Genomic DNA, 21,924 nt, shown 5'->3' on the forward strand with positions numbered 1-21,924 from the left:
AGGCGCACATGGAAGAAAAATCTACCGTCACGCTGGAGAAAATCCAACAGGCCGCCATGGAGGAGTTTTCCGAGAAAGGCTTCCAGGGGGCCTCCCTGCGGCAGATCGTGAAGCAGGCCGGTGTCACCACCGGCGCACTCTATGGCTATTTCTCCGGCAAGGAGGCGCTTTTTGCCTCCATTGTGGAACCTCACGCCGCCGCGCTGATGGGCCGGTTTATGGAGGCGCAGACAACCTTTGCCGAATTGCCGGAGGGAGAGCAGCCGTCGCACATGGGGATGGAGTCCAGCCAGTGCGTCCATTGGATGGTGGACTACATCTGCGACCACAGGGAGCCAGTGAAGCTGCTTTTGTGTAAGGCGGAAGGCACCAGCTACGAGCGTTTCGTACACAATATCGTGGAAATCGAGGTGGAATACACCCTCCAGTACCTGGAGGTGCTGCACCGCCTGGGGTATGAATGTCCAAAGCTGGACGAGCAGCTGTGCCACATCATCGCCAGCGGGATGTTCAACGGCATCTTTGAAATCGTCATCCACGATATGCCCAAGGAGCAGGCCATGCGTTATGTGGATCAGCTGCGGGATTTTTACACCGCCGGATGGCTGAAGCTGATCGGCCAGTCATAAGGCGCACCACTTTCCAGTAAGATTGGGGCTTGCCCCTTTCTTTTTACACTATCGGTTAGTAATCGCTAACCTAAAGGGAGGAATATTTGTGAAGCAAAAGAAACCAAGCAGCCTTGCCCGCATCCTGGGCTATGCGGGCGGGCACAAGAACCTAACAATCCTGGGCTGTATCCTGTCCGCCCTGTCGGCGGTGCTGGGGCTGGCGCCGTATCTTTGTGTCTGGCTGGTGGCCAGAAGCGTGCTGTCAGCCTGGCCCAGTCTGGACGGGGCCGGGGATCTGGGCCGCTGGGGCTGGATGGCGGTGTGGACTGCCGTTGGCAGCATCCTGCTTTACTTTGCCGCCCTCATGTCCACCCATATCGCGGCCTTCCGCACCGCCCGGAACATCCGGCGCGCCGCCATGACCCATGTACTGAAGCTCCCCTTGGGCTTTTTCACCGGGAACCAGTCGGGGCGGCTGCGCAAGCTCATCGACGACAACGCCGGGCTCACCGAGGACCTGCTGGCCCACAAGCTCCCCGACCTGGCCGCTACGGCGGTGACGCCCATCGCCGCCATCGTGGTGCTGTTCCTTTTTGACTGGCGAATGGGCCTTTTGTGTCTGCTCACCATGGTGCTGGCCCTGCTGTCCATGTGCATGATGATGGGCGGCAAAAACGCCGGCTTCTTCCACCGCTATCAGCAGGAGATCGAGCGCATGAGCGGCGAGGCAGTGGAGTATGTCCGGGGCATCCCGGTGGTGAAGATGTTCCAGCAGACGGTCTACTCCTTCAATGCCTTCTACGCGGCCATCCAGGATTACAGCGACTTGGCCAGTCAGTACGCCATGAGCTGCCGGACGGGCCAGACCTGTTTCCTTACCTTCATTAACGGGGCCTTCGCCCTGCTGATCCCGGCGGTGCTGCTCATCGCCTCCGGCGGGGATGTGCGGGCCGCGCTGGTGAACCTGATCTTCTACGCCCTGTTCGCCCCTGCCTGCGGCCAGATGATCAACCGCATCATGTATATGAGTGAGGCGGTGATGGAGGCCGACGAGGCCATTGGCCGCCTGGACGAGATCCTGAGCCAGCAGCCCATGGAGGAACCGAAGGTCCAAAAGAGTTTTGCCAGCGACGCCGTGGCCTTTGACCATGTGACCTTCACCTACCCCGGCGCGGACCGGCCCGCGCTGAAGGATGTGAGTTTCTCCGTCCAGCCCGGTGAAGTGGTGGCCCTGGTGGGTCCCTCCGGCGGGGGCAAGACCACTGCCGCCAGCCTGATCCCCCGGTTCTGGGACACAGACAGCGGCAGCGTCACCGCGGGCGGCGCGGACGTGCGGGAGCTGGAGGGCGCCGCCCTTATGGGACAGGTGGCCTTTGTGTTCCAGGATACCCGGCTGTTCAAGGAGAGCCTGCTGGAAAACATCCGGGCCGCCCGGCCGGACGCCTCCCGGAAGGAGGTGCTGGCCGCCGCCCACGCTGCCCAGTGCGACGACATCCTGGAAAAGCTGCCCCAGGGGCTGGACACGGTAGTGGGCGCCAGAGGCGTCTACCTCTCCGGCGGGGAGCAGCAGCGCATCGCCCTGGCCCGGGCCATTTTGAAGGACGCCCCTATCGTGGTGCTGGACGAGGCCACCGCCTTTGCCGACCCGGAGAATGAGCATCAGATCCAAAAGGCCTTTGAGACGCTGACCCGGAATAAAACAGTGCTGATGATCGCCCACCGGCTGTCCACGGTGCAGAACGCGGACAACATCATCGTCTTAAAGGAAGGAAAGATTGCGGAACAGGGCAGCCACAGTGCCCTATTGGAGAAAAACGGCGTCTACGCCGCCATGTGGGCGGACTATCAACGCAACGCCCAGTGGAAGGTCGGAAAGGAGGCAGCGGTATGATAAAGAAATTACAACACATCTTCGCCCTCAGCGAGAAGGGAGCCAGAGACCTGGTGAAGGCCGTGATTTGGTGCTTTGTGTGCAATCTGGCTCTTATGTTCCCTGTCGGGGCAGTCTTGTTTACAATTCAACACCTGCTTGGCTGTCTGGAGGGCGGCGGCAGTCCCACGGACGGGTTCTGGCTCTATGTGGGCTTTGCCCTGGCGGTGCTGGTTCTACTGTTCGTCCTTCACTGGTTCCAGTACGCCTCCCTCTACATCGCCACCTACCGGGAGAGTGCCAACCGCCGGGTGAGCCTGGCAGAGACGCTGCGTAGGCTTCCCCTGTCCTTTTTCGGGAACCGTGATCTCAGCGACTTGACCTCCACCATGATTGCCGACTGCTCCAGCCTGGACCAGATGTTCTCCCACTATGTGCCCCAGCTGTTTGCCTCTATCGGCTCCACGCTGGTGATCGGGGTGTGTATGTTCGCCTGCGACTGGCGCATGGCCCTGGCGGTGCTGTGGGTGGTGCCTGTGGCGGTGGCGCTGACGGCGGGAAGTAAGAAGATCCAGGACGCCTTCGGAACGAAAAACATCCTGAACAAGCGGGCGGTGGCCGACTGCATCCAGGAGGGACTGGAGACCATCCGGGACATCAAGGCCTGCCACCGGCAGGAGCGGTATCTTGGTGACCTGGAGGCAAAGCTATCTGCTATGGAAGGCAGTTCCATCCGGTCCGAGCTGGCCACCGGCGTGTTTGTGTGCTCCGCTCAGGCATTCCTGCGCCTGGGGCTTGCCACCACGGTGCTCACCGGCGGGGCGCTGCTGCTGGCCGGGGAACTCTCCTTCCTCTATTTCCTGGGCTTCCTGTTCGCCGCCGCCCGGCTGTATGATCCCCTGGGGGTGGTGCTCCAGAATATCGCCGCCACCTTCAACACCAAGCTGCAAATTGAACGGATGCGCTCCATCCTGGAGCAGCCGGTGCAGACGGGAACAGAGAACTTTCACCCTGACCGATACGACATCACCTTTGAACACGTCTCCTTTGCCTACCGGGAGGGAGCAGGGGTGCTGGAGGATGTGAGCTTCACCGCCCGCCAGGGGGAAGTCACCGCCCTCATTGGTCCCTCTGGGGGCGGGAAATCCACCGCCTGCAAGCTGGCCGCCCGGTTCTGGGATGTCACCGGCGGGAAGGTGCTTTTAGGTGGGACGGATGTGTCCACGGTAGACCCGGAGACCCTCCTGCGTTCCTACTCCATGGTGTTCCAGGACGTGGTGCTGTTCCGGGACACGGTGATGGAGAACATCCGTCTGGGCCGCCGGGGCGCCACCGATGAGGAGGTGCTGGAGGCCGCCAGGGCCGCCCAATGCGACGAATTTATCCGCAAACTGCCCCAGGGCTACCAGACGGTGATTGGGGAGAACGGTTCCACCCTCTCCGGCGGGGAGCGGCAGCGGATCTCCATCGCCCGGGCCCTGTTGAAGGACGCGCCGGTGGTGCTGCTAGATGAGGCCACCGCCAGCCTGGACGTGGAGAACGAAAGCGCCGTCCAGACCGCCCTCGCCCGTCTGCTTCAGGGCAAGACGGTGCTGGTCATCGCCCACCGGATGCGCACCGTGGCCGGTGCGGATCATATCGTGGTGCTGAAGGACGGCTGTGTGGCACAGCAGGGCACCCCGGCGGAGCTTATGGCGACGGGAGGCCTGTTCCGGCACATGGTGGAACTCCAGAGTGAAAGTGCCCAGTGGCAGTTGAGATAACTGTGTTTTGGTAGTTCTAAAGTAATCAAGAACTATATTATGCAGTATTGCTTTACCATAAAAGAACTGGGCAGTGCGGAAATAGATCCGCACTGCCCAGTTCTCATTTACTTTTGTATGGACGTCTACCAAAACGGCGATTCTGCATGCCAAGTAGCCGCAACGATCTGTGCTACAGTGTTTGTATGATATTTAATGCTTCTTCTGTGGACAGCTTCCCGGCCAGATAATCATCTCTGGCCTTGGCCGCCCGGTCCAGCCATTGGTAGTACTCCCCGTAGCTTAAATCCTTTTCAGACGGTTCCTTGTTGATAAACTCCGCCCGCTCATAGCGTTTATACATCCGCTGCTTGGCCCGGTCAAACTCCTCCACCACTCTGATCTGGGCGGCTTTCTGTCGGTGCTTGAACACCGGTCCCCACTCCTTGCAGGTCTTACCGTCCTTCAGGATCCGGTCACAGTAGAGCGTTTTCTTCTTCGTTTTCGGGATAAAATACCGCCCACAGCAATGACACCGCGCAACGGAAGGATGGTTCGTCACAAACTGCAGAAGCAGAAAATGATAATAGTCCACAGCGGAGCGGAAGTGGTATTGGGTCGTCAAGGTACTTCCATCCCAGCGCAGGACTGAACGCACAGGGACCTCCCACAGCGTGTCATACTTCTCAGAAACGATTGGTTCCCCGGCTTGCACATCATGTAATACTTCATTGACTACAAATTGGAACTGCATGACCTCAGCTAAAATGGTAAGGATATTCCGGCTGGCCAGGAAAGGATACATGGCAGTCCCGTCATCCGCTGGAACTTCATCTTCCAGCTGTGTGCGGAGCAAGGTTCCATGCAGAGGGAATTCCTCCTCCAGAGTAGATACCAGGTCCTCCACGGTGTCAAGCATGGCCTGAAACTCGGTCATGTCGGCCAGACCGCCGTGGTCATCATGCTTCAGGATCGCCTTGGCCTGGAAGCGGATCAAATCCACCACCACCGCATACGGACCAAAACTTAATTCAGAAAACAGGATTACCTCATCGGAGATCGTTGTACCTTCCAGAGAGACTTCGCCGGATACCCCGGCGAGGTCTCTCTTTATTTCTCCCTTCTACAGCAGTTCGACATACGCGCCATGTTCCGCACTCATTGACTGCCCTCCTCTGTCTCAAAGTGAACTTGTCTTAAAACGGTAAGGATCACTTGTAGATTTCGCAGTGCCCCTTTCTTCTGTATTCTAACAGAAACGGGGAACAAAACCAACCGACCACAACAGATAGGAGGCATTGATAACATGAAACTCAACACGATTGATGGGGCTTTTCTGATGAGCCAGCCTCTGCGTCCGCCCAACTTCGTGGTGGACACGCTGATCGCTCAGGGGCTGCACATCCTGGCGGGCTCGCCCAAGGTGGGCAAGTCCTGGCTGGCCCTGTGGCTGGCGGTGACCGTGGCCAAGGGTGAACTCGTCTGGGGGATGGGCGTGAAGCGGGGCACTACGCTCTACCTCTGCCTGGAGGACTCCGTCCTTCGCATCCAGAACCGGCTCTTTGAGATCACCGAGGACGCGCCAAGCAGCGTCCACTTCTGTACGGAGTGCGCGCCCATTGGTCAGGGGCTGGAGGAGCAGGTGGAAATATTCCTCGCCGCCCATCCAGATACGGTACTGGTCATCATCGACACGCTGCAGATGGTCCGTCCGGTCCACGACGCCACCTACGCCAACGACTATCGGGACCTGTCTGTGCTGAAACGGCTGGCGGACAAGCACGGCATCGCCATCCTGCTCATCCACCATCTGCGCAAGGAGAAGGCAGACGATGTGTTCCACCGGATCTCCGGCACCACCGCCATCAGCGGCGCGGTGGATTCCAGCTTCACCTTGGTGGAAGAAAAACGTGGCAGCGGCAGGGCGAAGCTCTCCTGCGTGGGCCGGGACATCGAGTACCGGGAGCTTGAGCTCCAGCGCGGCAGTGAAAATGTGTGGGAGCTGGTGTCGGACAGCGGGACGCAGGAGCAGAAACCAGGGGAGCAGATCGTCACGCTCCTCTCTGCCTTCCTGACTGGCCGGGAGAATTTTATCGGCACTCCCACGGAGCTGTCCGAGCAGATCGACCCTGACCGGAGCCGGGGCATCACGCCCAAAAAAGTAGCTCGGATGATCCTGCAAAGCGTTGACGCTCTAAGCAAAGCCGGGATCTCCACCGTGGTGCGCCGCAGCAACGGAAAGCGGCTCATCGAGCTGCACCGTGCCGATAGTGTCGATTTGGAGGGTGCCAGAGAAATCGTCCCTATCGACCCTGTGGCCGACCAAGTGCTGACAAACCAGAGTGCGAACAGGGCCGAGGATGCGGATTCCTCCCTTTTGGGAGGGCAAGCATCGCGTCCGGCTATACGCCGGCCACCGTTCCGGGGCGCTGCCCCGAACCCGGCCCCTGCGGGGGAAAAGGAGGAGCCATGCAGAGAGTAAAAAAGAGCGAGATCATCACCCTGCGGGTGACGCCCCGTATCAAGAGAATCATTCAGGAGCAGGCAAAAGCCGCTGGCCTGACGGTCACCGATTACCTGTGCTACAGCGGATTGGGAAAAGAAATCGTGCGGGTGGACGGGCTGGAGCAGGTGCTCACTGAACTGAAGGCTCAGGGACGAAACCTGAACCAGCTCACCACTCTGGCCAACATGGGAAAGGTCACCGTGGTGTACGGTGACAGGTTTGCGGAGAGTTACCAGCAAATCAGCGAGCAGCTCCGTCAGCTCCTGCGGGAGGTGACCTAAGATGGCAACCTTTACTGCCGTCAAGAACCGGGGCGGAGGCCGGGGCGCGCTGGGCGGAGTGCTGCGCTACACCCAGCAGGACGAAAAAACGCTGTGGGAAGGACAGCGGCTGGTGTCCGGATGGAACTGCATCGCTCAGTCTGTCCTCTCCGAGATGCAGCTCACCAAGGAGCGGTTTCGAAAAACGGACGGGCGGCAGTACTACCACTTTGTCCAGTCCTTCGCAGAGACGGATGACCTGACGCCCCAGAAGGCCCACGCCATCGCTCTGGAACTGGCCCAACGGGAGTTCCCCAATTTCGAGGTGCTGGTCGCTACTCACATCGATACAGACCATCTGCACAGTCACCTCATCGTGAACAGCGTCAGCTTCCGGGACGGAAAAAAGCTCCACCAGAGCGCCGCTGATCTGCAAGCTCATCGGACCGTCAACGATGAGATCTGCGCTGCCCACGGTCTGGCGATCCTGCCTCCGCCGGAAAAGCAGGTCAAGCAGAAGCGGATGAGCAGTCGGGAATATCGCTCCGCCGCCAAGGGTGAGAGCTGGAAGTTCCGGCTGATGAACACCATCGACCAGTGTATGCGGTACGCCTCCACCAAAGAGGAGTTTCGCTCCCTGATGGAGAGCGAGGGGTACCAAGTGCGCTGGACGGACGGCAGGAAGAACATCACCTACACAACACCGGGCGGCATGAAGTGCCGGGACGACCGGCTCCACGATATAAAGTACACCAAGGAGGTCATGGAAAATGAATTCCGAATCCGGGCAGAGATTGTCCGTGGAAGAACTGAAACGGCTGAACCTGCCGCCGCAGTCAGCCCCTATGCTCCCAGCGCATCCGCCCCAGCAGGAGTGGAGCGAACAGCTGGCACGGCTGGAGCGCTTGGAAGCCAGCGCTGGCGCACAGGAGGCCATGCTTCGGGCATTGAGCCGACAGGTGGGGCAGCTACCCACTCAGGAGCAGTTGGAGACACTGTCGCGGGAGGTGGGCCAGCTGCGGGCGACAGTGCGACAGGCTGGGAAAAGGAAAGAGCTCTCTATCTCGCCGCCCGGTTTGGATACGGCGCTGTCTGTGCTGGCCTGGCTGATCTTGCTCCTGCTGGGGACTATGGTGGGCATGGTGGTCTTGCGGACCATCTGGTCCGGCTTGGCCTCAGTCTGGAACGCGGTCAAGGTGCTGATCCCGTGATAGACAGTACCACTATGCACCGCCGCTCCGACCGCAAGACTTTGCGCAGAGAGCAGGAAAAGAAGATCGCCCTCGGCCATAAGGAAGACGATCATGAGGAAGAACAGACTTGGCAGCAGACCATGTAAAGGAGAACGAATACATGAGTTACCAGCAGGCGATGTATGACCGGTATCATCCCAGGTACTCGGAACCAACAGAGTACATTACGATGGAGGTGGACGGCCTTGTCGTTGCACTCCGTTTCAAAAACACCAGTACGCAGTCTGACACGGTGTCCAAGATCGAACAGACGCTGTTGATGACACAGAACTTTGAAAATCTCAACGAATCTGCTTGATTCAGTAGACTTTTTCACCTCGGTGTGGGATACTGTGTGTGCATATGTACCTTGACAATAGAATCGAAGCAAACCATATGCACCGCAGTCCTACATCAGAAAGGACAAGGTGTGATCATGGAAAAACAGAACCGAGTATACTGCCTCTACCGTGTTTCGACCAAGGGACAGGTAGACAAAGATGATATCCCCATGCAGAAGCAGCGCTGCCGTGAGTTTGCAGAGAGCCAGGGGTGGACGATCCTCAAAGAATTTGCGGAAAAGGGTGTCTCGGGCTTCAAGGTAGCTGCTGCTGACCGCGATGCCATTCAGGAGATCCGCAAGGATGCCGAGGAGCGGAAGTTTGACATCCTGCTGGTGTTCATGTTCGACCGCCTGGGGCGGCGGGATGATGAAACACCTTTCGTGGTGGAGTGGTTCATCCGCAACGGCATTGAAGTATGGAGCGCAATGGAAGGGCAGCAGAAGATGGATGACCACATCGACAAGCTGTTGAACTACATCCGCTATTGGCAGGCATCCGGAGAGAGTCTCAAGACCTCGGTGAGAACGAAGACCCGCCTGTCGCAGATCGTGCAGGAAGGACGCTTCCGGGGTGGCACTGTTCCCTATGGATACCGCTTGGAAAAGCAGGGGCGCTTCAATAAAAAGAACCACGAAGTCAATGAAATCCTAATCGACTCGGACGAAGCAGCGGTGGTGCGCATCATCTTTGAAAAATATGTCTATGAGGGATTCGGCGCGCAACGGTTGTCCCGGTAGCTGTACAGCAATGGTTACCTCAACCGAAAAGGGACAAACTTCGCAAATACCACCATCATCAAGATGCTGAAGAACATTATGTATGTAGGGATCTTGCGCAGCGGGGAAACGCGCTCGGAGATCTTTCCGGAACTTCAAATCGTTCCGCTGGAGCTATATGAGCATGCACAGAAGATCATGGAGGACAGGACGATGCGCCACAATGAGGTTCCCTTCAACTCCAAGGGGAAATCCCTGCTCTCCGGGATGGTCTATTGTGCTCACTGCGGTTCTAAGTTGGTGCTGACCACCAGCAGCGGCAGACGCGCCAAAGGTGAGCCTAAGCGGGAGACTCGTATCCGCTATGCCTGCCACTACAAGATCCGCCATCCTCAGGACTGTGACGGTCAGACCGGATATTCAGGTGAGAAACTGGACGGAATTATTGATAAGATCGTCATTCAACTCTTTGAGCGGATGAGAACCGCTCCCAAAAGTCAGCTGATTCAAAGGCAGTGGGAGAAGGAAATTCAGCTGGCCAACAGCTCTGTGGCGAATTTAGAAAAGCTCTATACTGCCACGGAACGGGAACTGGAGAGCTACAAAAAGGAGATCATCAAGACCATCAACGGCACCGGCAGCTTTGGCGCAGATATCCTTGGGGAAATGATTGAGGAAACCCGGAACAGACTGACTGCTCTGACACAGGAATTGGAACAGGCCAAGGAGAAAGCGGCTGATTTGAAAAACTCTGCTGTTGCGGTCCAAAAGGAATACGACAAGATCATGTCCTGGGCGGATCTGTATGCCGGAAGTAGCATTGAGGGGAAAAAGATGATCCTGCGGCAGTTGATCGACAGGGTGAACATCGGACGGGATTTTGAGATTGAAGTGGAATTCAAGATCAGCGTCACACAATTCTTCGACTTCCTGCATCCGGAGGGAGACAAGAGTGTGTACTATCGCGCATCCTGAAAGTATGAAAAAACTCGGGAAATCTCAAAACGAGATCTCCCGAGTGTGGTGGACCCGAAGGGGATCGAACCCTCGACCTTACGGATGCGAACCGTACGCTCTCCCAGACTGAGCTACGGGCCCAAATCAACCGTTCCCAAAAGGGAACAAAAGAAAAATATGAAGTTATAAGTTTGGCAGAAAACTGAACCCTTTGCGCTCCCAACTGCGCTACAGGCCCATACTCAAATCTGGTCTTCACTATCTGTACAATTGATAGCAGGCTCCTTCTGGAACTATAGCCTGCCAAGCTTTATGATACATCACTTATGTGGCTTTCTTATTATATCAAAATTTTTCCCGTTGTAAAGCCCCAAAATTTCTTTTCTCTTTCTTCCGCTTTCAAGGCACCCAGGCCTCACGCACAAAAAGCAGATCCGCACTATCTTCGTTTTTGTCCAGAATCACTGCCAAAGTTTACAATTTGCTCTTTTTTATCCGTGCGGAGTGTGATATACTAATTAAGATTGTAAATCAATTCTCAGAGCATATCATACACAGAACCGAGAGGTGTTTATCCATATGAGCCTGTTTACCAAACTATTCGGCACTTCCTCCCAGCGGGAATTGAAGTCGATCTATCCCATCGCTGACAAGGTTGACGCCCTGGAGGACGAGTACAAAGCCCTCACCGACGCCCAGCTCCAGGCCAAGACCCCGGAGTTGAAGCAGCGGCTGGCCAACGGGGAAACCCTGGACGATATTCTGCCTGAGGCTTTTGCTGCCTGCCGTGAGGCTGCTTGGCGTGTTCTTGGGATGCGTCCCTACCGGGTCCAGGTAGTAGGCGGCATCGTCCTGCACCAGGGCCGTATCGCTGAGATGAAAACCGGTGAAGGCAAGACCTTGGTGGCCACCCTGCCCGCCTATTTGAACGCCCTGGCCGGAAAGGGCGTCCATGTGGTTACGGTCAATGACTATCTGGCCAAGCGTGACTCCGAATGGATGGGCAAGGTCTTCCGTTTCATGGGCCTTACCGTCGGCCTGGTCATCCACGGGGTCATGGGTGAGGAAAAAAAGGCCGCCTACCGGGCTGACATCACCTATGGCACCAACAACGAGTTCGGCTTTGACTACCTGCGGGACAACATGGCCATCTATTCCCAGGAGCTGGTCCAGCGGGGCCACGCCTTTGCTATCGTGGACGAGGTGGACTCCATCCTCATCGATGAGGCCCGCACCCCCCTGATCATCTCCGGCCAGGGAGAGAAGTCCACCCAGCTCTACACTGTGGTGGACCAGTTTGTCTCCCGGCTAAAATGCCAGCGCATCGCGAAGGTGGATGAAAAAGAGGAAGAGGACGCGGATATCGACGCGGACTATATCGTGGATGAAAAGGCCCGGACCGCCACCCTCACCGCTCCCGGCATCAAAAAGGCGGAGGCCTTCTTCAACATTGAAAACCTGGCTGATCCGGAGAACACCACCCTGTCCCACCACATCAACCAGGCTATCAAGGCCCGGGGCGTGATGAAGAAGGACATCGACTATGTGGTCAAGGATGGCCAGGTCATCATTGTGGACGAGTTCACCGGCCGTCTGATGTTTGGGCGCCGCTACAATGAGGGGCTCCACCAGGCCATCGAGGCCAAGGAGCACGTGGAGGTGGCCAACGAGTCCAAGACTCTGGCTACTATCACCTTCCAAAATTATTTTCGACTGTATGATAAGCTGTCCGGCATGACAGGCACCGCCATGACTGAGCAGGAGGAGTTCGGCACGATCTACGAGCTGGACATCGTGGAGATCCCCACCAACAAGCCTCTGGCCCGTATTGACGACCCCGATGTGGTATATAAAAACGAGGCGGGCAAGCTGAGAGCCATCGTGGCTCAAATCGAGGCCTGCCACGCCAAGGGCCAGCCAGTGCTGGTAGGCACTATCTCTATCGAGAAATCGGAAGAGCTGTCTGAAATCCTCAAGCGTAAGGGCATTAAACACAATGTGCTCAACGCCAAGAACCATGAGAAGGAAGCGGAGATCGTCGCCCAGGCTGGCAAATTTGGCGCTGTCACCGTAGCTACCAATATGGCTGGCCGCGGCACTGACATCATGCTGGGCGGCAATGCCGAGTTTTTGGCTAAGGCTGATCTGCGTAGGGCTGGCATGACCGATGAGCTCATCGCTGAAGCCACCGGCTTTGCTGAGACAGACAATCAGGATATTTTGGACGCCCGCAAGCAGTTCTCCCAGGCGGAGGCCAAGTACAAAGAGGAGATCCGGGATGAGGCGGACAAGGTCCGTCAGGCGGGCGGCCTGTTCATCCTCGGTACCGAGCGCCACGAGTCCCGGCGCATTGACAACCAGCTTCGTGGCCGCGCTGGTCGTCAGGGTGACCCCGGCGAGACCCGCTTCTTCCTGTCCCTGGAGGATGACATCATGCGCCTGTTCGGCTCTGAGCGGGTGATGAACATGATGGAGAAGCTGGGCGTGGACGAGGACACCCCCATCGACGCCAAAATGCTGTCCGGCGCTATCGAAAACGCTCAAAAGCAGGTGGAATCCCGGAATTTTCAGACTCGTAAAAACGTTCTGCAATATGACGACGTGATGAACACCCAGCGTGAGGTCATCTACAAACAGCGCCGTCAGGTCCTGGACGGTGAGGACCTACAGAATTCCATTCAGAACATGCTCCACTCTATGGTAGAAGGGGCTATCCAAGGCCATATGGGAGAACAGCGCCACATGACTGCCCAGGACTTCCACGAGGCCACTGCCCCCTTCCGCACCATGTTCCCTCTACCCCAGCTGTCTGACCAGGATCTGGAACAGTATGACGCCCAGGGGCTGGTAGAGTTGGTATCCAACACCGCCCGTGAGTTTTACGCCCAAAAGGAGCAGGAATTTGGCTCCCCTATTATGCGGGAGTTGGAGCGGGTCATTATGCTCCGGGTGGTGGACGAGTACTGGATGGACCACATCGACGCCATGACCGAACTGCGCCAGGGCATCGGACTGCGGTCCTACGCCCAGACTGATCCCGTGGTGGCCTATAAGAAGGAAGGCTACGAAATGTTCGAGGCCATGGTGGCCGCTATCCAGGAGGAAACGCTCCGCCGCCTGTTCCTGGTCCGCCTGCGCAAGAACGAAGAAGTCAAGCGGGAGCGGGTGGCCAAAGTCACCAGCGAGAGCGGGGCCGACGACGGCACCGTCCAGAAGCGCCCGGTGAAAAAGGTCATCAAGATCGGCCGCAACGACCCCTGCCCCTGCGGATCTGGGTTGAAATGGAAGAAGTGCACCTGTAAGGAGTATCACCCCGATCAGCAGTAAGTCATCGGTATTTGGTCTGAAAGGAAAACAGCATAAGTAGCATTACCCAGAGCGGCTATCTCAAAAAAGCAAAAACGAGGCCCGGAACCGACGGTTCCGGGCCTCGTTTTTGCTTATTCTTTTCTCTCATCTACTCCCTGTTTTCTAATCCACGCCGTAGCGGCAGACAGCAGGGACAGCATGAGCAGGTTTGGCGGGATAAAAAGATTGACCGCTGGATTTGACAACCCAAACGCCACCAGAAAAAAGGCCAACAGGCCGGTGTACATCCCCCATGTCCCCCAGAAGCAGGCCAGAACAGGGTGCTTTTTACACCGGAGCGTCAGCCAGCCCCACACCCAGAAGGGCACACTGTATACCAATGCGTCGTCCAGCCCCCATCCCTTGAGGAAAAAAACCAGCATAAAACAGAGCAGTCCAAATACGATTAAAATCAGCCCGATTATGGTCCGCACATCTCGGCGACTGTTTTCCCGCTGGATGACGACGGTGGGCTGGGATAGGTCTGCCGTCGGTTCCGCACCCCGGACAAGTTGGTCCAGGGAGGTTTCGAACAGTTCGCACATCTTGACCAGCTTATCCAGGTCAGGTACACTGGCGTCTGTTTCCCACTTGGACACACTCTGTCTTGAAACCCCCAGGGTGTCGGCCAGGTCGGTCTGGGACAGGTGGTGGGCGGTGCGCTGGGCACAGATGCGCTCCCCCAACGTCATATGACATCAAACCTTTCCTATGAGATGGTCTCAGTTTACTCCAGTCGGAGGGGATATGTACACCAAGTTGGCTTGGAAAATACGCAACTGCCAGTTGCACCGTCCTCGCAAGCCCCACATCCCTCGCTTTGCCCATCGGCCAGAGCTCACTCATTCCGCTGTTCCTTCTCTCCAAACCGCGACCACTTTGTTGGGCCGCGGTTTGAGGTCGCCTTCGGTATCCCAAAGCCAATGCTACGTCAATTTCGTTCCCACGCCGGGGATGAGACTGACCAGCCAGGCGAATGGGATAGACAGCAGGAAGAACACCAATGCAAAGAAGGGCACCGAAATCACCGGAGAGAAGTCCAGAACAGAAAACCCGAACCAACGGAACACCAGCACCCACAGCTGATGGAACAGATAGATGCCAAAGGCGTAGGAACCAAGCTCATACACCGAGCGGCGGCGGGATCGCTCCTCGCTGATGCCCAGCACATAGCGAAACAGGACACAGAGGGCCAAGGCGGTGAGGACCACATTGGGTGAAGTGTAGAGATACCACAGCTCCCTTCCTCCCCCGAAAAGGGTATTCCCCATCAGGGTGAACACCATGCCCAAAATACCCAGGAGATAGAGGATAAACTCCGGCACTCGCCCGATGGTATAATGGCGCAGATACCAGCCCGCCACATAGCAGCCCACCCACCCCAGCACCAGATGGACCCGTAGGCGCTCCAGCTGGGCCGCGAGCAAGCTATTCGGATGGTAGGCCGACCACAGAGGGAGCAGGGAGGCAAAGAGGAAGCACAGAATTAGGAAGTACCGGACCTCTCCCCTGCTGGCGGACGAGGTAAACCGGTGGATCACCGGGTGAACCAGGTAGAGGCCAATGAGGGGGTAGAGCACCCAAAGGTGGTGGTAGGTATTCCCCTTAGCGGCGGATACCAGAGCGGCCCATACTCCCGACCAGGACAGCGCACCGCCCCCCAGCAGGTGGGCAGCCACCGCATACAGGGCCCCCCAGAATACCAGCAGGCAGAAGGCCGGAAGGGCCAGTCCCAGCATCGACGAGGCGAGACGGGGCTTCCCCTCCTCCAGAGCGAACATCCCCCAAAGCATGAACAGGGCTGGGACCGTCCAAGATGTGAGGCCCTCATAGACGGACAAGATCTGCCACGGGCCGGAGCCCACGGCCACACCTCCCTGCCCCTCCTGAGCCAGCAGGAGCATGATGGCGCACAGCACAGTGAAGGCCCGGAAAAAACCGGGCCAGCCCAGATTGCAATCTCCCTTCGCCATCACTTTGCCTCCGGCACGATCTCGATCCAATACCCGTCCGGGTCGGAGATGAAATAGATGCCCATGGCGGGATTCTCAAAGCAGATGCAGCCCATCGCCTTGTGCTTTTCATACATGGCGTCATAGTCGTCTGCGCGGAAGGCCAGGTGGAATTCGCACTCCCCCAGATCATAGGGTGTGGTCCGGTCCCGGAGCCAGGTCAGCTCCAGGGTGAAATCGCTGCCGGCCTCGTCCCCCAGGTAGACCAGCTTGAAGGAGCCGTCAGCTCCCTCCTTCTCCCGCACCGGGGTCAGATTCAGCGCCTGTTTGTAAAAGGCCAGGCTCCTGTCCAAGTCCAGGACATTGAAATTGAAATGATAAAATTTTGTCACGCAAATTCCTCCTTGATAGGGGCCAGCAGGCCCGGATACACTCACTTTGCCTTCTTATCGATCCATTCGGTTCTAAATTTCGAATAGACGATTTTCTGCTCGCTGTACAGTCCATAGTAGCCGGACAGCATATAGGCCACTCCGATACACAGGGCGTGGAGGGAAAGGCCCTCGCCCCCGAAAAGCTCAAAGGCCAGCATCAGGGCGCTCATGGGGCAGTTGGTAGCTCCACAGAAAACGGCCGCCATCCCCAAGGCCCCGGAAAAACCGTGGGGCAGTCCCAGCAGCGGTCCGGCCCAAGTACCAAAGGCGCAGCCGGTAAACAGGACAGGTACGATCTCTCCGCCTCGAAATCCGGCCCCCAGGGTAAGAGCGGTAAACAATATTTTAAGTAAAAAAGCCTCCGGAATGGTTTCTCCAGCCAGCATCCGCCGGATGACCGGGTCCCCCGCTCCGTTGTAGTCCTGATTGCCCACCAGCAGTGTCAGGGCCAGCACCAGCAGGGCCCCCACGGTCACTCGAAGCATGGTGCTGGGAAAATACTTCTGATACAGGCGGGGGGAGGCGTGCATCACTTTGCAGAACAGGATGGAAACCAGAGCGCACAGCACCCCCAGAACGGCTGTCTGGACCATAGTGGCGGGCCCCAACAGCGCCGCCGGACCGATCTCATACCCATGGCTGTGGATGCCGCAGAGCTGGGCTACCTGGAGGGACACCAGGGCGGCAGACACACAGGGGACAATGGCGGCGTAGTACATCACACCCACACTGACCACCTCCATGGCGAAGATGGCTGCCGTCAGCGGCGTGCCAAACAGGGCGGAGAAGGCGGCGGCCATGCCGCACATAACCATCACCCGGCCGTCCTTCTGGTCCAGCCTTATCTGCCGGCCCACAAAAGCGGCCAGGGAGCCGCCCAGTTGGAGAGCTGCCCCCTCTCTGCCGGCGGATCCCCCCACAAGGTGCGTGATGATGGTGGATAGGAAGATCAGGGGGGCGGTGCGCAACTTCATAGGCTCCGCCTCCCGCACGGCCACCAGCACCAGGTTTGTCCCCCGGTCCCGCTCCATGTGACAGATGCGGTAGATCAGTACGATGGACACACCACCTGCGGGCAGCAGCCATACCACCCGCGGCACCTCTCCCCGCAGCTGGGTGGCCCAGTCTATCCCATAGTAAAAGGCCACGCCCACCACGCCCACCAGCACCCCGATGGAGCAGGCGTACAGGAGCCACTTCAGGAAGGAGATCCCCTCCTCTATGTGCCCCCTGACCCGGTCTGACGGCTGATACACTTCTTTCTCCCCCCTGGAGCGGCCTACATACCACCTGCCGCTTCCCGCTCGATACTCCAAATTATATCATAGAACATCGGCTTTTGCATCGGTTTTTTCCAGTCTCCTGGCAAAAGCAGGGCCCCACACACCTCCCAATTACCCTTTGGACAGATTTTAGACATTTAGATATAAATAACCTCCCCCAGTCAAAATGACGAGGAGAGGTATCTGCGCCGATAACAACTGATAGAGAATTATTCAGCATCTTGATTCGCTGGAGTTTTTAATGTAATGCCGTATACCGTATTTATTTGTAGCGGGTCGCTTTCCGCTATCTCACCATTATAGTACACAACAATTTCATCGCCAACAGATATATCGGTATAGCTGTCTTTGTTTTCCACATCTAAAGAAACTTTACAACTTGCCCCGTTAGGATATCCCTGTGTATTGATATAGATGATAATTGCGTTATCTCTTACTTCTTCCACAGTTCCGGTAATACTTGGCTCATTTTCTATGATATAATTCATGGTTCGATTGTCGCAGCCCGCTAATCCTAATATGCAGACCAAAGTCAAAAAAAGTGCTGTCCATCTTTTCATATTCATACCCCATAAAATCCAGTTTATCTTTATATTTACTGTATCCTATTTTTCTGATTTATTCAATACTCAGTGAAAAGGACGGAGTAAAAACCCATCAGTCCAAATGTAAACAGGGAGCCCACACAGACGCCCCTTGCATAACGCTGATAGATGTGCTATCATTTATTTTATATTCTTATCTATTAAGGGGGAATTTCCGTGGTTGGGGACCATATATGGCCCATCCTATTTGCTGTTAGTCTGCTGGTCAACGTACTCCTGCTGGCCCGCAAGCCGCTCCTGAGGCTGCTTCGCCGTGAGGACGAGGTATCCGAGGACGAGATCATGGCCATGGTGGAGGAGGGCGAGGAGTCCGGCGCCATCCAGTCCAACGAAAAAGAGCTCATTGAGAATATCTTTGAATTCAACAACATCACCGCGGAGGATGTCATGATCCACCGCACCGACATGGTGACCCTGGCATTGGATGAGGAGGAGGACGTCATTCTGGACACCATCCGCCAGTCCGGACTGTCCCGATTCCCGGTTTATCAAAACGACGTAGACGATATTGTGGGTATTCTATCCACCCGGGAATATCTGCTCAACTTCCACCTGCCCGATCCCAAACCCATTCGTGAGCTGCTCCGCACCGCCTATTTTGTCCCCGAAAGTGTGCCCGCCGATGTGCTGTTCCGGGATATGCAGGGGAAAAAGACCCACATGGCCCTGGTGGTGGACGAGTACGGCGGAACCAGCGGCTTGGTCACTCTGGAGGACCTGCTGGAGGAGCTGGTGGGCAACATCTACGACGAATTTGACCCCCAAGAGGAGCAGGATATCATCCGTCTGGAGGACAACAAGTGGCGTGTGTCCGGCTCCGCCGACCTGGAAGAGCTGGCCGAGGCCCTTGACTTGGACCTGTCCGACGAGGACCTGGATTATGATACGCTGGGCGGCCTGGTGTTTTCCCAGCTCTCCGTCATCCCAGATGACGGCAGCCGGCCCATAGTGGAGGCCCTGGGACTGCGTATCCAGGTGGAGGAACTGTGTGACCGCCGGGTGGAGTGGGCGCTGGTTGAAAAACTGGAGCAGCAAGTCCCCACCGGAGAGCCAGCCCCCAATAAATGACCTTTCTTTCAGGCGGAATAGTCTTGCTCCAGGGCTGTTCCGCCTGATTCTTTTCCATCAACAGAAGGAGGAATTTCTATGGACGCCCCCATCCAGGCCGTCTCCCTGACCAGAAAGCCGGGCGGTCCACTGGCCCCCACCGCTCCCTTTGGGCTGGAGCGGGCCCGCACGGCCCAGCGATTTCACGCCAGCTTCCCCCAGTATGCCCCCACTCCCCTAGCCAGCCTGAACCGTCTGGCCGCCCATCTCGGAGTGGCGGCCATCCATGTGAAGGATGAAAGCCGGCGGTTCTCTCTCAACGCCTTTAAGGTGTTGGGCGGGAGCTACGCCATAGGGCGCTATATTGCCCGGGAGCTGGGGCTGGCGCCGGAGGATCTGACCTTCTCTCTGCTCACCTCCCCCCATGTCCGGGATCGGCTGGGCCAGCTCACCTTTGCCACCGCCACCGACGGGAACCACGGTCGAGGGGTGGCCTGGACCGCCGCCCAGCTGGGCCATCGGTCCGTGGTCCGGATGCCCAAGGGCAGCTCCCCAGAGCGGCTGGCCAATATCCGGGCTCTGGGGGCAGACGCCTCTGTCACGGACCTGAACTATGACGACACCGTCCGCCTGGTCCAGCAGCAGGCTCAGGAACAGGGCTGGGTAGTGATTCAGGACACAGCCTGGGAGGGTTATTGGGATATCCCCGCCTGGATTATGGAGGGCTACACCACCATGGCCCTTGAGGCGGTCCGCCAGTTGGAGGACCGCCCTCCCACCCACCTTTTCCTTCAGGCTGGAGTAGGCGCGATGGCCGGGAGCCTGGCCGCCTTTTTCGCTGACTTCTACGGCCAGGACCGTCCCAAAGTCGTCATCGTGGAGCCCCACCGGGCCAACTGTCTGTTCCATACGGCCCAGGCCAATGACGGCCAGCTCCATCGCGTGGATGGGGCGCTGGACACGATCATGGCCGGTCTGGCCTGTGGAGAGCCCTGCTCTATCTCCTGGGATATCCTGCGGGACCACGCGGACCATTTTCTCTCTGTTCCAGACTATGTGGCCGCTCAGGGAATGCGGGTGCTGGGCGCTCCCCTGCCCGGCGATCCCCAGGTCATCTCCGGTGAAAGCGGTGCCGCCACCCTCGGTCTTGTGACCGAAGTTCTGCGCCGAAAGGACCTGGCTCCGCTCAAGGAAGCCCTGGGCCTGGGCAAAGCTTCCCGAATCCTCTGCTTTTCCACAGAGGGGGATACGGACCGGGAAAACTACCGCAACATCCTATGGGACGGCCTGTGGCCCCACCCATCAAAATAAGGAAAAGGAATGGACGGCCCAAAGCCGTCCATTCCTTTTCCTTTCCTATCCTGCTATCCGCCGTGTTGATCACCCTCTCGACACGGTTCTGACGGAGGAACCCCGTCAGCGTCACCTTGCTGCGGATACCCTCCTGACGAAAGCAATCGGCAACGGCAGGTTGGGCTTCTATCCTTCTGTTGACGCACTCCCCGGCTTGTCCTCCTTCAGTGGAATCAGGAAGGTAATGCGAGTCCCCACATCCACCCTGGACACTACCTCAAACCAACCGCCGTGGCGGTCCACGATCCACTTGGCGATGGACAGTCCCAGACCCGTCCCTCCGGTCTTTCTGTCGCGGGACTGGTCGGTGCGGTAGAATCGTTCGAAGATGTGGGGGATGCCATCGGGAGGGATCCCCATGCCCTCGTCCTGGACGGTCACTCTTGCATACCCCTGATTGTGGGACACCCGCAGATATACCCTGCCTTCGGGTGGGCTGTACTTGAGGCTGTTGTCCATCAGGATGCGCAGCAGCTGCTTCATCAGCCCCGGATCGGCGTATACTCTTACCGGCTCTCCCTCCCAACAGGGAATGAGAAGCCGGTCAGGATGAATCATCTCCTCCTCCCGCAGCACCTCACCGGCCAGGGCTATCAGGTCCACCCGCTCCCTCTTCACCGGCTGGGAATCGTTATCCCCCCGCGCTAAGAAAAGGAGCTGCTCCACCAGCCGCTCCATGGCCTGGGCCTCGGAGCGGATGGCGTCGATGGACTCTTGAAGGGCCTCTGGGTCCGACTTGCCCCACCGGTCCAGCAGGGCGGCATAGCCCTGGATTACCGCGATGGGGGTACGCAGCTCATGGCTGGCGTCGGACACAAACCGCATCTGGGCGCTGTACGCCTGGTTCACCCGGTCCATCATCTCGTTGATGGCCTGGGCCAGAGAGCGCAGTTCCTTCTGGGTCGCGGGCAGGTCGATGCGGCTGTCCAGATGGGTGGCGTCGATCTTATCCAGCTTGTCAGCCAGGCTCTCCAGCTCCCGTTTGGACATGTGAGTCATGGAGTTGAGGCGGGCCGCGGTGGCGGCTAGGTCCTGGATAGGCCGGAGCACCTTTCTGATCGACCGCTTGTTGCGGAACAGTCCGGTGACCAGGGACAAAAATTGGCATATCAGCAGAACGACTCCCGCCCAATAGCCTGTCCCGGCGATGCCGGACAGATCCACTGTGATGGCGTAGGGCTGGTCCCCATAGTACAGCTCAATGGTGTAGTAGCTGGTCAGATCCCACATACGGTAGCCATCGGCGGTCTCCTGGGCCACCGCCCCCGGCAGCCATGAGAAGCTGGAGGACGGCTGGCCCTCTGGCGGACGGTTCAGGGGGGTGATGGTATAGTCCCCCTTCTCCATCCAGGGGATGGCCTCCACCGTCGGGACACCCCGTTCCTCCACCAGAGCCGCCACGCCGGCGCACCGGTTCTCCGCGTAATAGAATACGCCCGCGGTGGCCATGGCCGCCAGCAGCAGATCCATCACCAGAAAAATCGTAAGCTGGCGCAGGAAAAAGCCGAAATTTAGCCGAAATACCAGAGAGGAATCCCGAGCGGCGGCAATGGGGTCTGCCGGCGGGGGGGATTGAAAACGGTGCTTTTTCCGGGCCATAGGCACGCCTCCTCTCTGTGCGGTCTGTTCTTTTCAGGGCCTGTACGCACCCATTTTCTCTGTAA

Annotated in this window: 19 protein-coding genes, 1 tRNA gene and 1 pseudogene; 13 read left to right on the forward strand and 8 right to left on the reverse strand. The window is 57.8% G+C overall.

The window, feature by feature from the left end; translation table 11 throughout:
- Positions 1–8: 8 nt before the first annotated feature.
- The 3 genes from OCV64_RS03010 (at position 9) to OCV64_RS03020 (ending at position 4,244) form a co-directional block, all read left to right on the forward strand.
- A complete protein-coding gene (locus OCV64_RS03010) occupies positions 9–629 on the forward strand; it encodes a TetR/AcrR family transcriptional regulator (protein ID WP_262669290.1) in 621 nt (206 codons plus the stop codon).
- An 88-nt stretch (positions 630–717) separates the two neighbouring features.
- Positions 718–2,502, forward strand: a complete 1,785-nt coding sequence (locus OCV64_RS03015; protein ID WP_262669292.1) for an ABC transporter ATP-binding protein — start codon at positions 718–720, stop codon at positions 2,500–2,502.
- Complete coding sequence (locus OCV64_RS03020) at positions 2,499–4,244, forward strand: ABC transporter ATP-binding protein (RefSeq protein WP_262669293.1); 1,746 nt, start codon at positions 2,499–2,501, stop codon at positions 4,242–4,244. The genes OCV64_RS03015 and OCV64_RS03020 overlap by 4 nt, the downstream gene beginning before the upstream one ends.
- 172 nt (positions 4,245–4,416) lie before the next feature.
- On the opposite strand, the gene OCV64_RS03025 is transcribed toward OCV64_RS03020, so the two are convergent.
- Entirely contained in the window at positions 4,417–5,220 is an 804-nt protein-coding gene (locus OCV64_RS03025; RefSeq protein ID WP_262669295.1) for a DUF6076 domain-containing protein, read from the reverse strand.
- Between the two features lie 309 nt (positions 5,221–5,529).
- Between OCV64_RS03025 and OCV64_RS03030 the strand changes: the two genes are divergently transcribed.
- The 7 genes and pseudogenes from OCV64_RS03030 (at position 5,530) to OCV64_RS03055 (ending at position 10,256) form a co-directional block, all read left to right on the forward strand.
- Entirely contained in the window at positions 5,530–6,705 is a 1,176-nt protein-coding gene (locus OCV64_RS03030; protein ID WP_262669296.1) for an AAA family ATPase, read from the forward strand.
- The gene (locus OCV64_RS03035; protein WP_262669297.1) at positions 6,693–7,010 is read left to right on the forward strand and encodes a DUF1778 domain-containing protein; all 318 of its coding nucleotides are present in this window, start codon (positions 6,693–6,695) and stop codon (positions 7,008–7,010) included. Before OCV64_RS03030 ends, OCV64_RS03035 begins: the two co-directional genes overlap by 13 nt.
- 1 nt (position 7,011) lies before the next feature.
- Positions 7,012–8,328, forward strand: coding sequence for a relaxase/mobilization nuclease domain-containing protein (locus OCV64_RS03040; RefSeq protein ID WP_262669298.1), 1,317 nt, complete (start codon positions 7,012–7,014; stop codon positions 8,326–8,328).
- Positions 8,329–8,342: 14 nt separating this feature from the next.
- The gene (locus OCV64_RS03045) at positions 8,343–8,540 is read left to right on the forward strand and encodes a hypothetical protein (protein WP_262669299.1); all 198 of its coding nucleotides are present in this window, start codon (positions 8,343–8,345) and stop codon (positions 8,538–8,540) included.
- Positions 8,541–8,657: 117 nt separating this feature from the next.
- Complete coding sequence (locus OCV64_RS03050) at positions 8,658–9,302, forward strand: recombinase family protein (RefSeq protein ID WP_262669300.1); 645 nt, start codon at positions 8,658–8,660, stop codon at positions 9,300–9,302.
- Positions 9,303–9,365: 63 nt separating this feature from the next.
- Positions 9,366–9,431: pseudogene (locus OCV64_RS16075) on the forward strand (hypothetical protein); the annotation flags it as partial.
- Positions 9,432–9,494: 63 nt separating this feature from the next.
- The gene (locus OCV64_RS03055; protein ID WP_262669302.1) at positions 9,495–10,256 is read left to right on the forward strand and encodes a zinc ribbon domain-containing protein; all 762 of its coding nucleotides are present in this window, start codon (positions 9,495–9,497) and stop codon (positions 10,254–10,256) included.
- Positions 10,257–10,302: 46 nt separating this feature from the next.
- On the opposite strand, the gene OCV64_RS03060 is transcribed toward OCV64_RS03055, so the two are convergent.
- Positions 10,303–10,379 (reverse strand) — tRNA-Ala (locus tag OCV64_RS03060).
- 438 nt (positions 10,380–10,817) lie between these two features.
- On the opposite strand from OCV64_RS03060, the gene secA reads away from it, so the two are divergent.
- Positions 10,818–13,565, forward strand: a complete 2,748-nt coding sequence (secA, locus tag OCV64_RS03065) for a preprotein translocase subunit SecA (RefSeq protein WP_186852769.1) — start codon at positions 10,818–10,820, stop codon at positions 13,563–13,565.
- A 113-nt stretch (positions 13,566–13,678) separates the two neighbouring features.
- Here the strand turns inward: secA and OCV64_RS03070 are convergent, their stop codons facing one another.
- The 5 genes from OCV64_RS03070 to OCV64_RS03090 all read right to left on the reverse strand — a co-directional run bounded on the left by OCV64_RS03070 (position 13,679) and on the right by OCV64_RS03090 (position 17,815).
- Positions 13,679–14,278, reverse strand: a complete 600-nt coding sequence (locus tag OCV64_RS03070; RefSeq protein WP_262669303.1) for a helix-turn-helix domain-containing protein — start codon at positions 14,276–14,278, stop codon at positions 13,679–13,681.
- Between the two features lie 234 nt (positions 14,279–14,512).
- Positions 14,513–15,559 carry an acyltransferase gene (locus OCV64_RS03075; RefSeq protein ID WP_262669304.1) on the reverse strand — a complete coding sequence of 349 codons (1,047 nt, stop codon included), beginning with the start codon at positions 15,557–15,559 and terminating at the stop codon, positions 14,513–14,515.
- Positions 15,559–15,930 carry a VOC family protein gene (locus OCV64_RS03080; protein WP_147570798.1) on the reverse strand — a complete coding sequence of 124 codons (372 nt, stop codon included), beginning with the start codon at positions 15,928–15,930 and terminating at the stop codon, positions 15,559–15,561. Before OCV64_RS03080 ends, OCV64_RS03075 begins: the two co-directional genes overlap by 1 nt.
- Before the next feature lie 41 nt (positions 15,931–15,971).
- Entirely contained in the window at positions 15,972–17,228 is a 1,257-nt protein-coding gene (locus tag OCV64_RS03085; RefSeq protein WP_262669306.1) for a chloride channel protein, read from the reverse strand.
- Positions 17,229–17,464: 236 nt separating this feature from the next.
- A complete protein-coding gene (locus tag OCV64_RS03090) occupies positions 17,465–17,815 on the reverse strand; it encodes a hypothetical protein (RefSeq protein WP_186852773.1) in 351 nt (116 codons plus the stop codon).
- Positions 17,816–18,016: 201 nt separating this feature from the next.
- Between OCV64_RS03090 and OCV64_RS03095 the strand changes: the two genes are divergently transcribed.
- On the forward strand, positions 18,017–18,928 hold the full coding sequence (locus OCV64_RS03095; RefSeq protein ID WP_240287009.1) for a hemolysin family protein: 912 nt from the start codon (positions 18,017–18,019) through the stop codon (positions 18,926–18,928).
- Between the two features lie 78 nt (positions 18,929–19,006).
- The gene (gene dpaL / locus OCV64_RS03100; protein ID WP_186852774.1) at positions 19,007–20,218 is read left to right on the forward strand and encodes a diaminopropionate ammonia-lyase; all 1,212 of its coding nucleotides are present in this window, start codon (positions 19,007–19,009) and stop codon (positions 20,216–20,218) included.
- A gap of 168 nt (positions 20,219–20,386) precedes the next feature.
- Here the strand turns inward: dpaL and OCV64_RS03105 are convergent, their stop codons facing one another.
- Positions 20,387–21,859, reverse strand: coding sequence for a HAMP domain-containing sensor histidine kinase (locus OCV64_RS03105; RefSeq protein ID WP_147570801.1), 1,473 nt, complete (start codon positions 21,857–21,859; stop codon positions 20,387–20,389).
- Positions 21,860–21,924: the final 65 nt, after the last annotated feature.

This window comes from Muriventricola aceti, assembly GCF_025567565.1.
GTDB classification, from domain to species: domain Bacteria; phylum Bacillota; class Clostridia; order Oscillospirales; family Oscillospiraceae; genus Lawsonibacter; species Lawsonibacter aceti.

Coding starts and splice junctions, on each gene's coding strand:
- OCV64_RS03010 (WP_262669290.1), top strand. CDS start 9: ATGGAAGAAAAATCTACCGTCACGCTGGAGAAAATCCAACAGGCCGCC.
- OCV64_RS03020 (WP_262669293.1), top strand. CDS start 2,499: ATGATAAAGAAATTACAACACATCTTCGCCCTCAGCGAGAAGGGAGCC.
- OCV64_RS03030 (WP_262669296.1), top strand. CDS start 5,530: ATGAAACTCAACACGATTGATGGGGCTTTTCTGATGAGCCAGCCTCTG.
- OCV64_RS03035 (WP_262669297.1), top strand. CDS start 6,693: ATGCAGAGAGTAAAAAAGAGCGAGATCATCACCCTGCGGGTGACGCCC.
- OCV64_RS03040 (WP_262669298.1), top strand. CDS start 7,012: ATGGCAACCTTTACTGCCGTCAAGAACCGGGGCGGAGGCCGGGGCGCG.
- OCV64_RS03045 (WP_262669299.1), top strand. CDS start 8,343: ATGAGTTACCAGCAGGCGATGTATGACCGGTATCATCCCAGGTACTCG.
- OCV64_RS03050 (WP_262669300.1), top strand. CDS start 8,658: ATGGAAAAACAGAACCGAGTATACTGCCTCTACCGTGTTTCGACCAAG.
- OCV64_RS03055 (WP_262669302.1), top strand. CDS start 9,495: ATGCGCCACAATGAGGTTCCCTTCAACTCCAAGGGGAAATCCCTGCTC.
- secA (WP_186852769.1), top strand. CDS start 10,818: ATGAGCCTGTTTACCAAACTATTCGGCACTTCCTCCCAGCGGGAATTG.
- OCV64_RS03070 (WP_262669303.1), bottom strand. CDS start 14,278: ATGACGTTGGGGGAGCGCATCTGTGCCCAGCGCACCGCCCACCACCTG.
- OCV64_RS03075 (WP_262669304.1), bottom strand. CDS start 15,559: ATGGCGAAGGGAGATTGCAATCTGGGCTGGCCCGGTTTTTTCCGGGCC.
- OCV64_RS03090 (WP_186852773.1), bottom strand. CDS start 17,815: ATGAAAAGATGGACAGCACTTTTTTTGACTTTGGTCTGCATATTAGGA.
- dpaL (WP_186852774.1), top strand. CDS start 19,007: ATGGACGCCCCCATCCAGGCCGTCTCCCTGACCAGAAAGCCGGGCGGT.
- OCV64_RS03105 (WP_147570801.1), bottom strand. CDS start 21,859: ATGGCCCGGAAAAAGCACCGTTTTCAATCCCCCCCGCCGGCAGACCCC.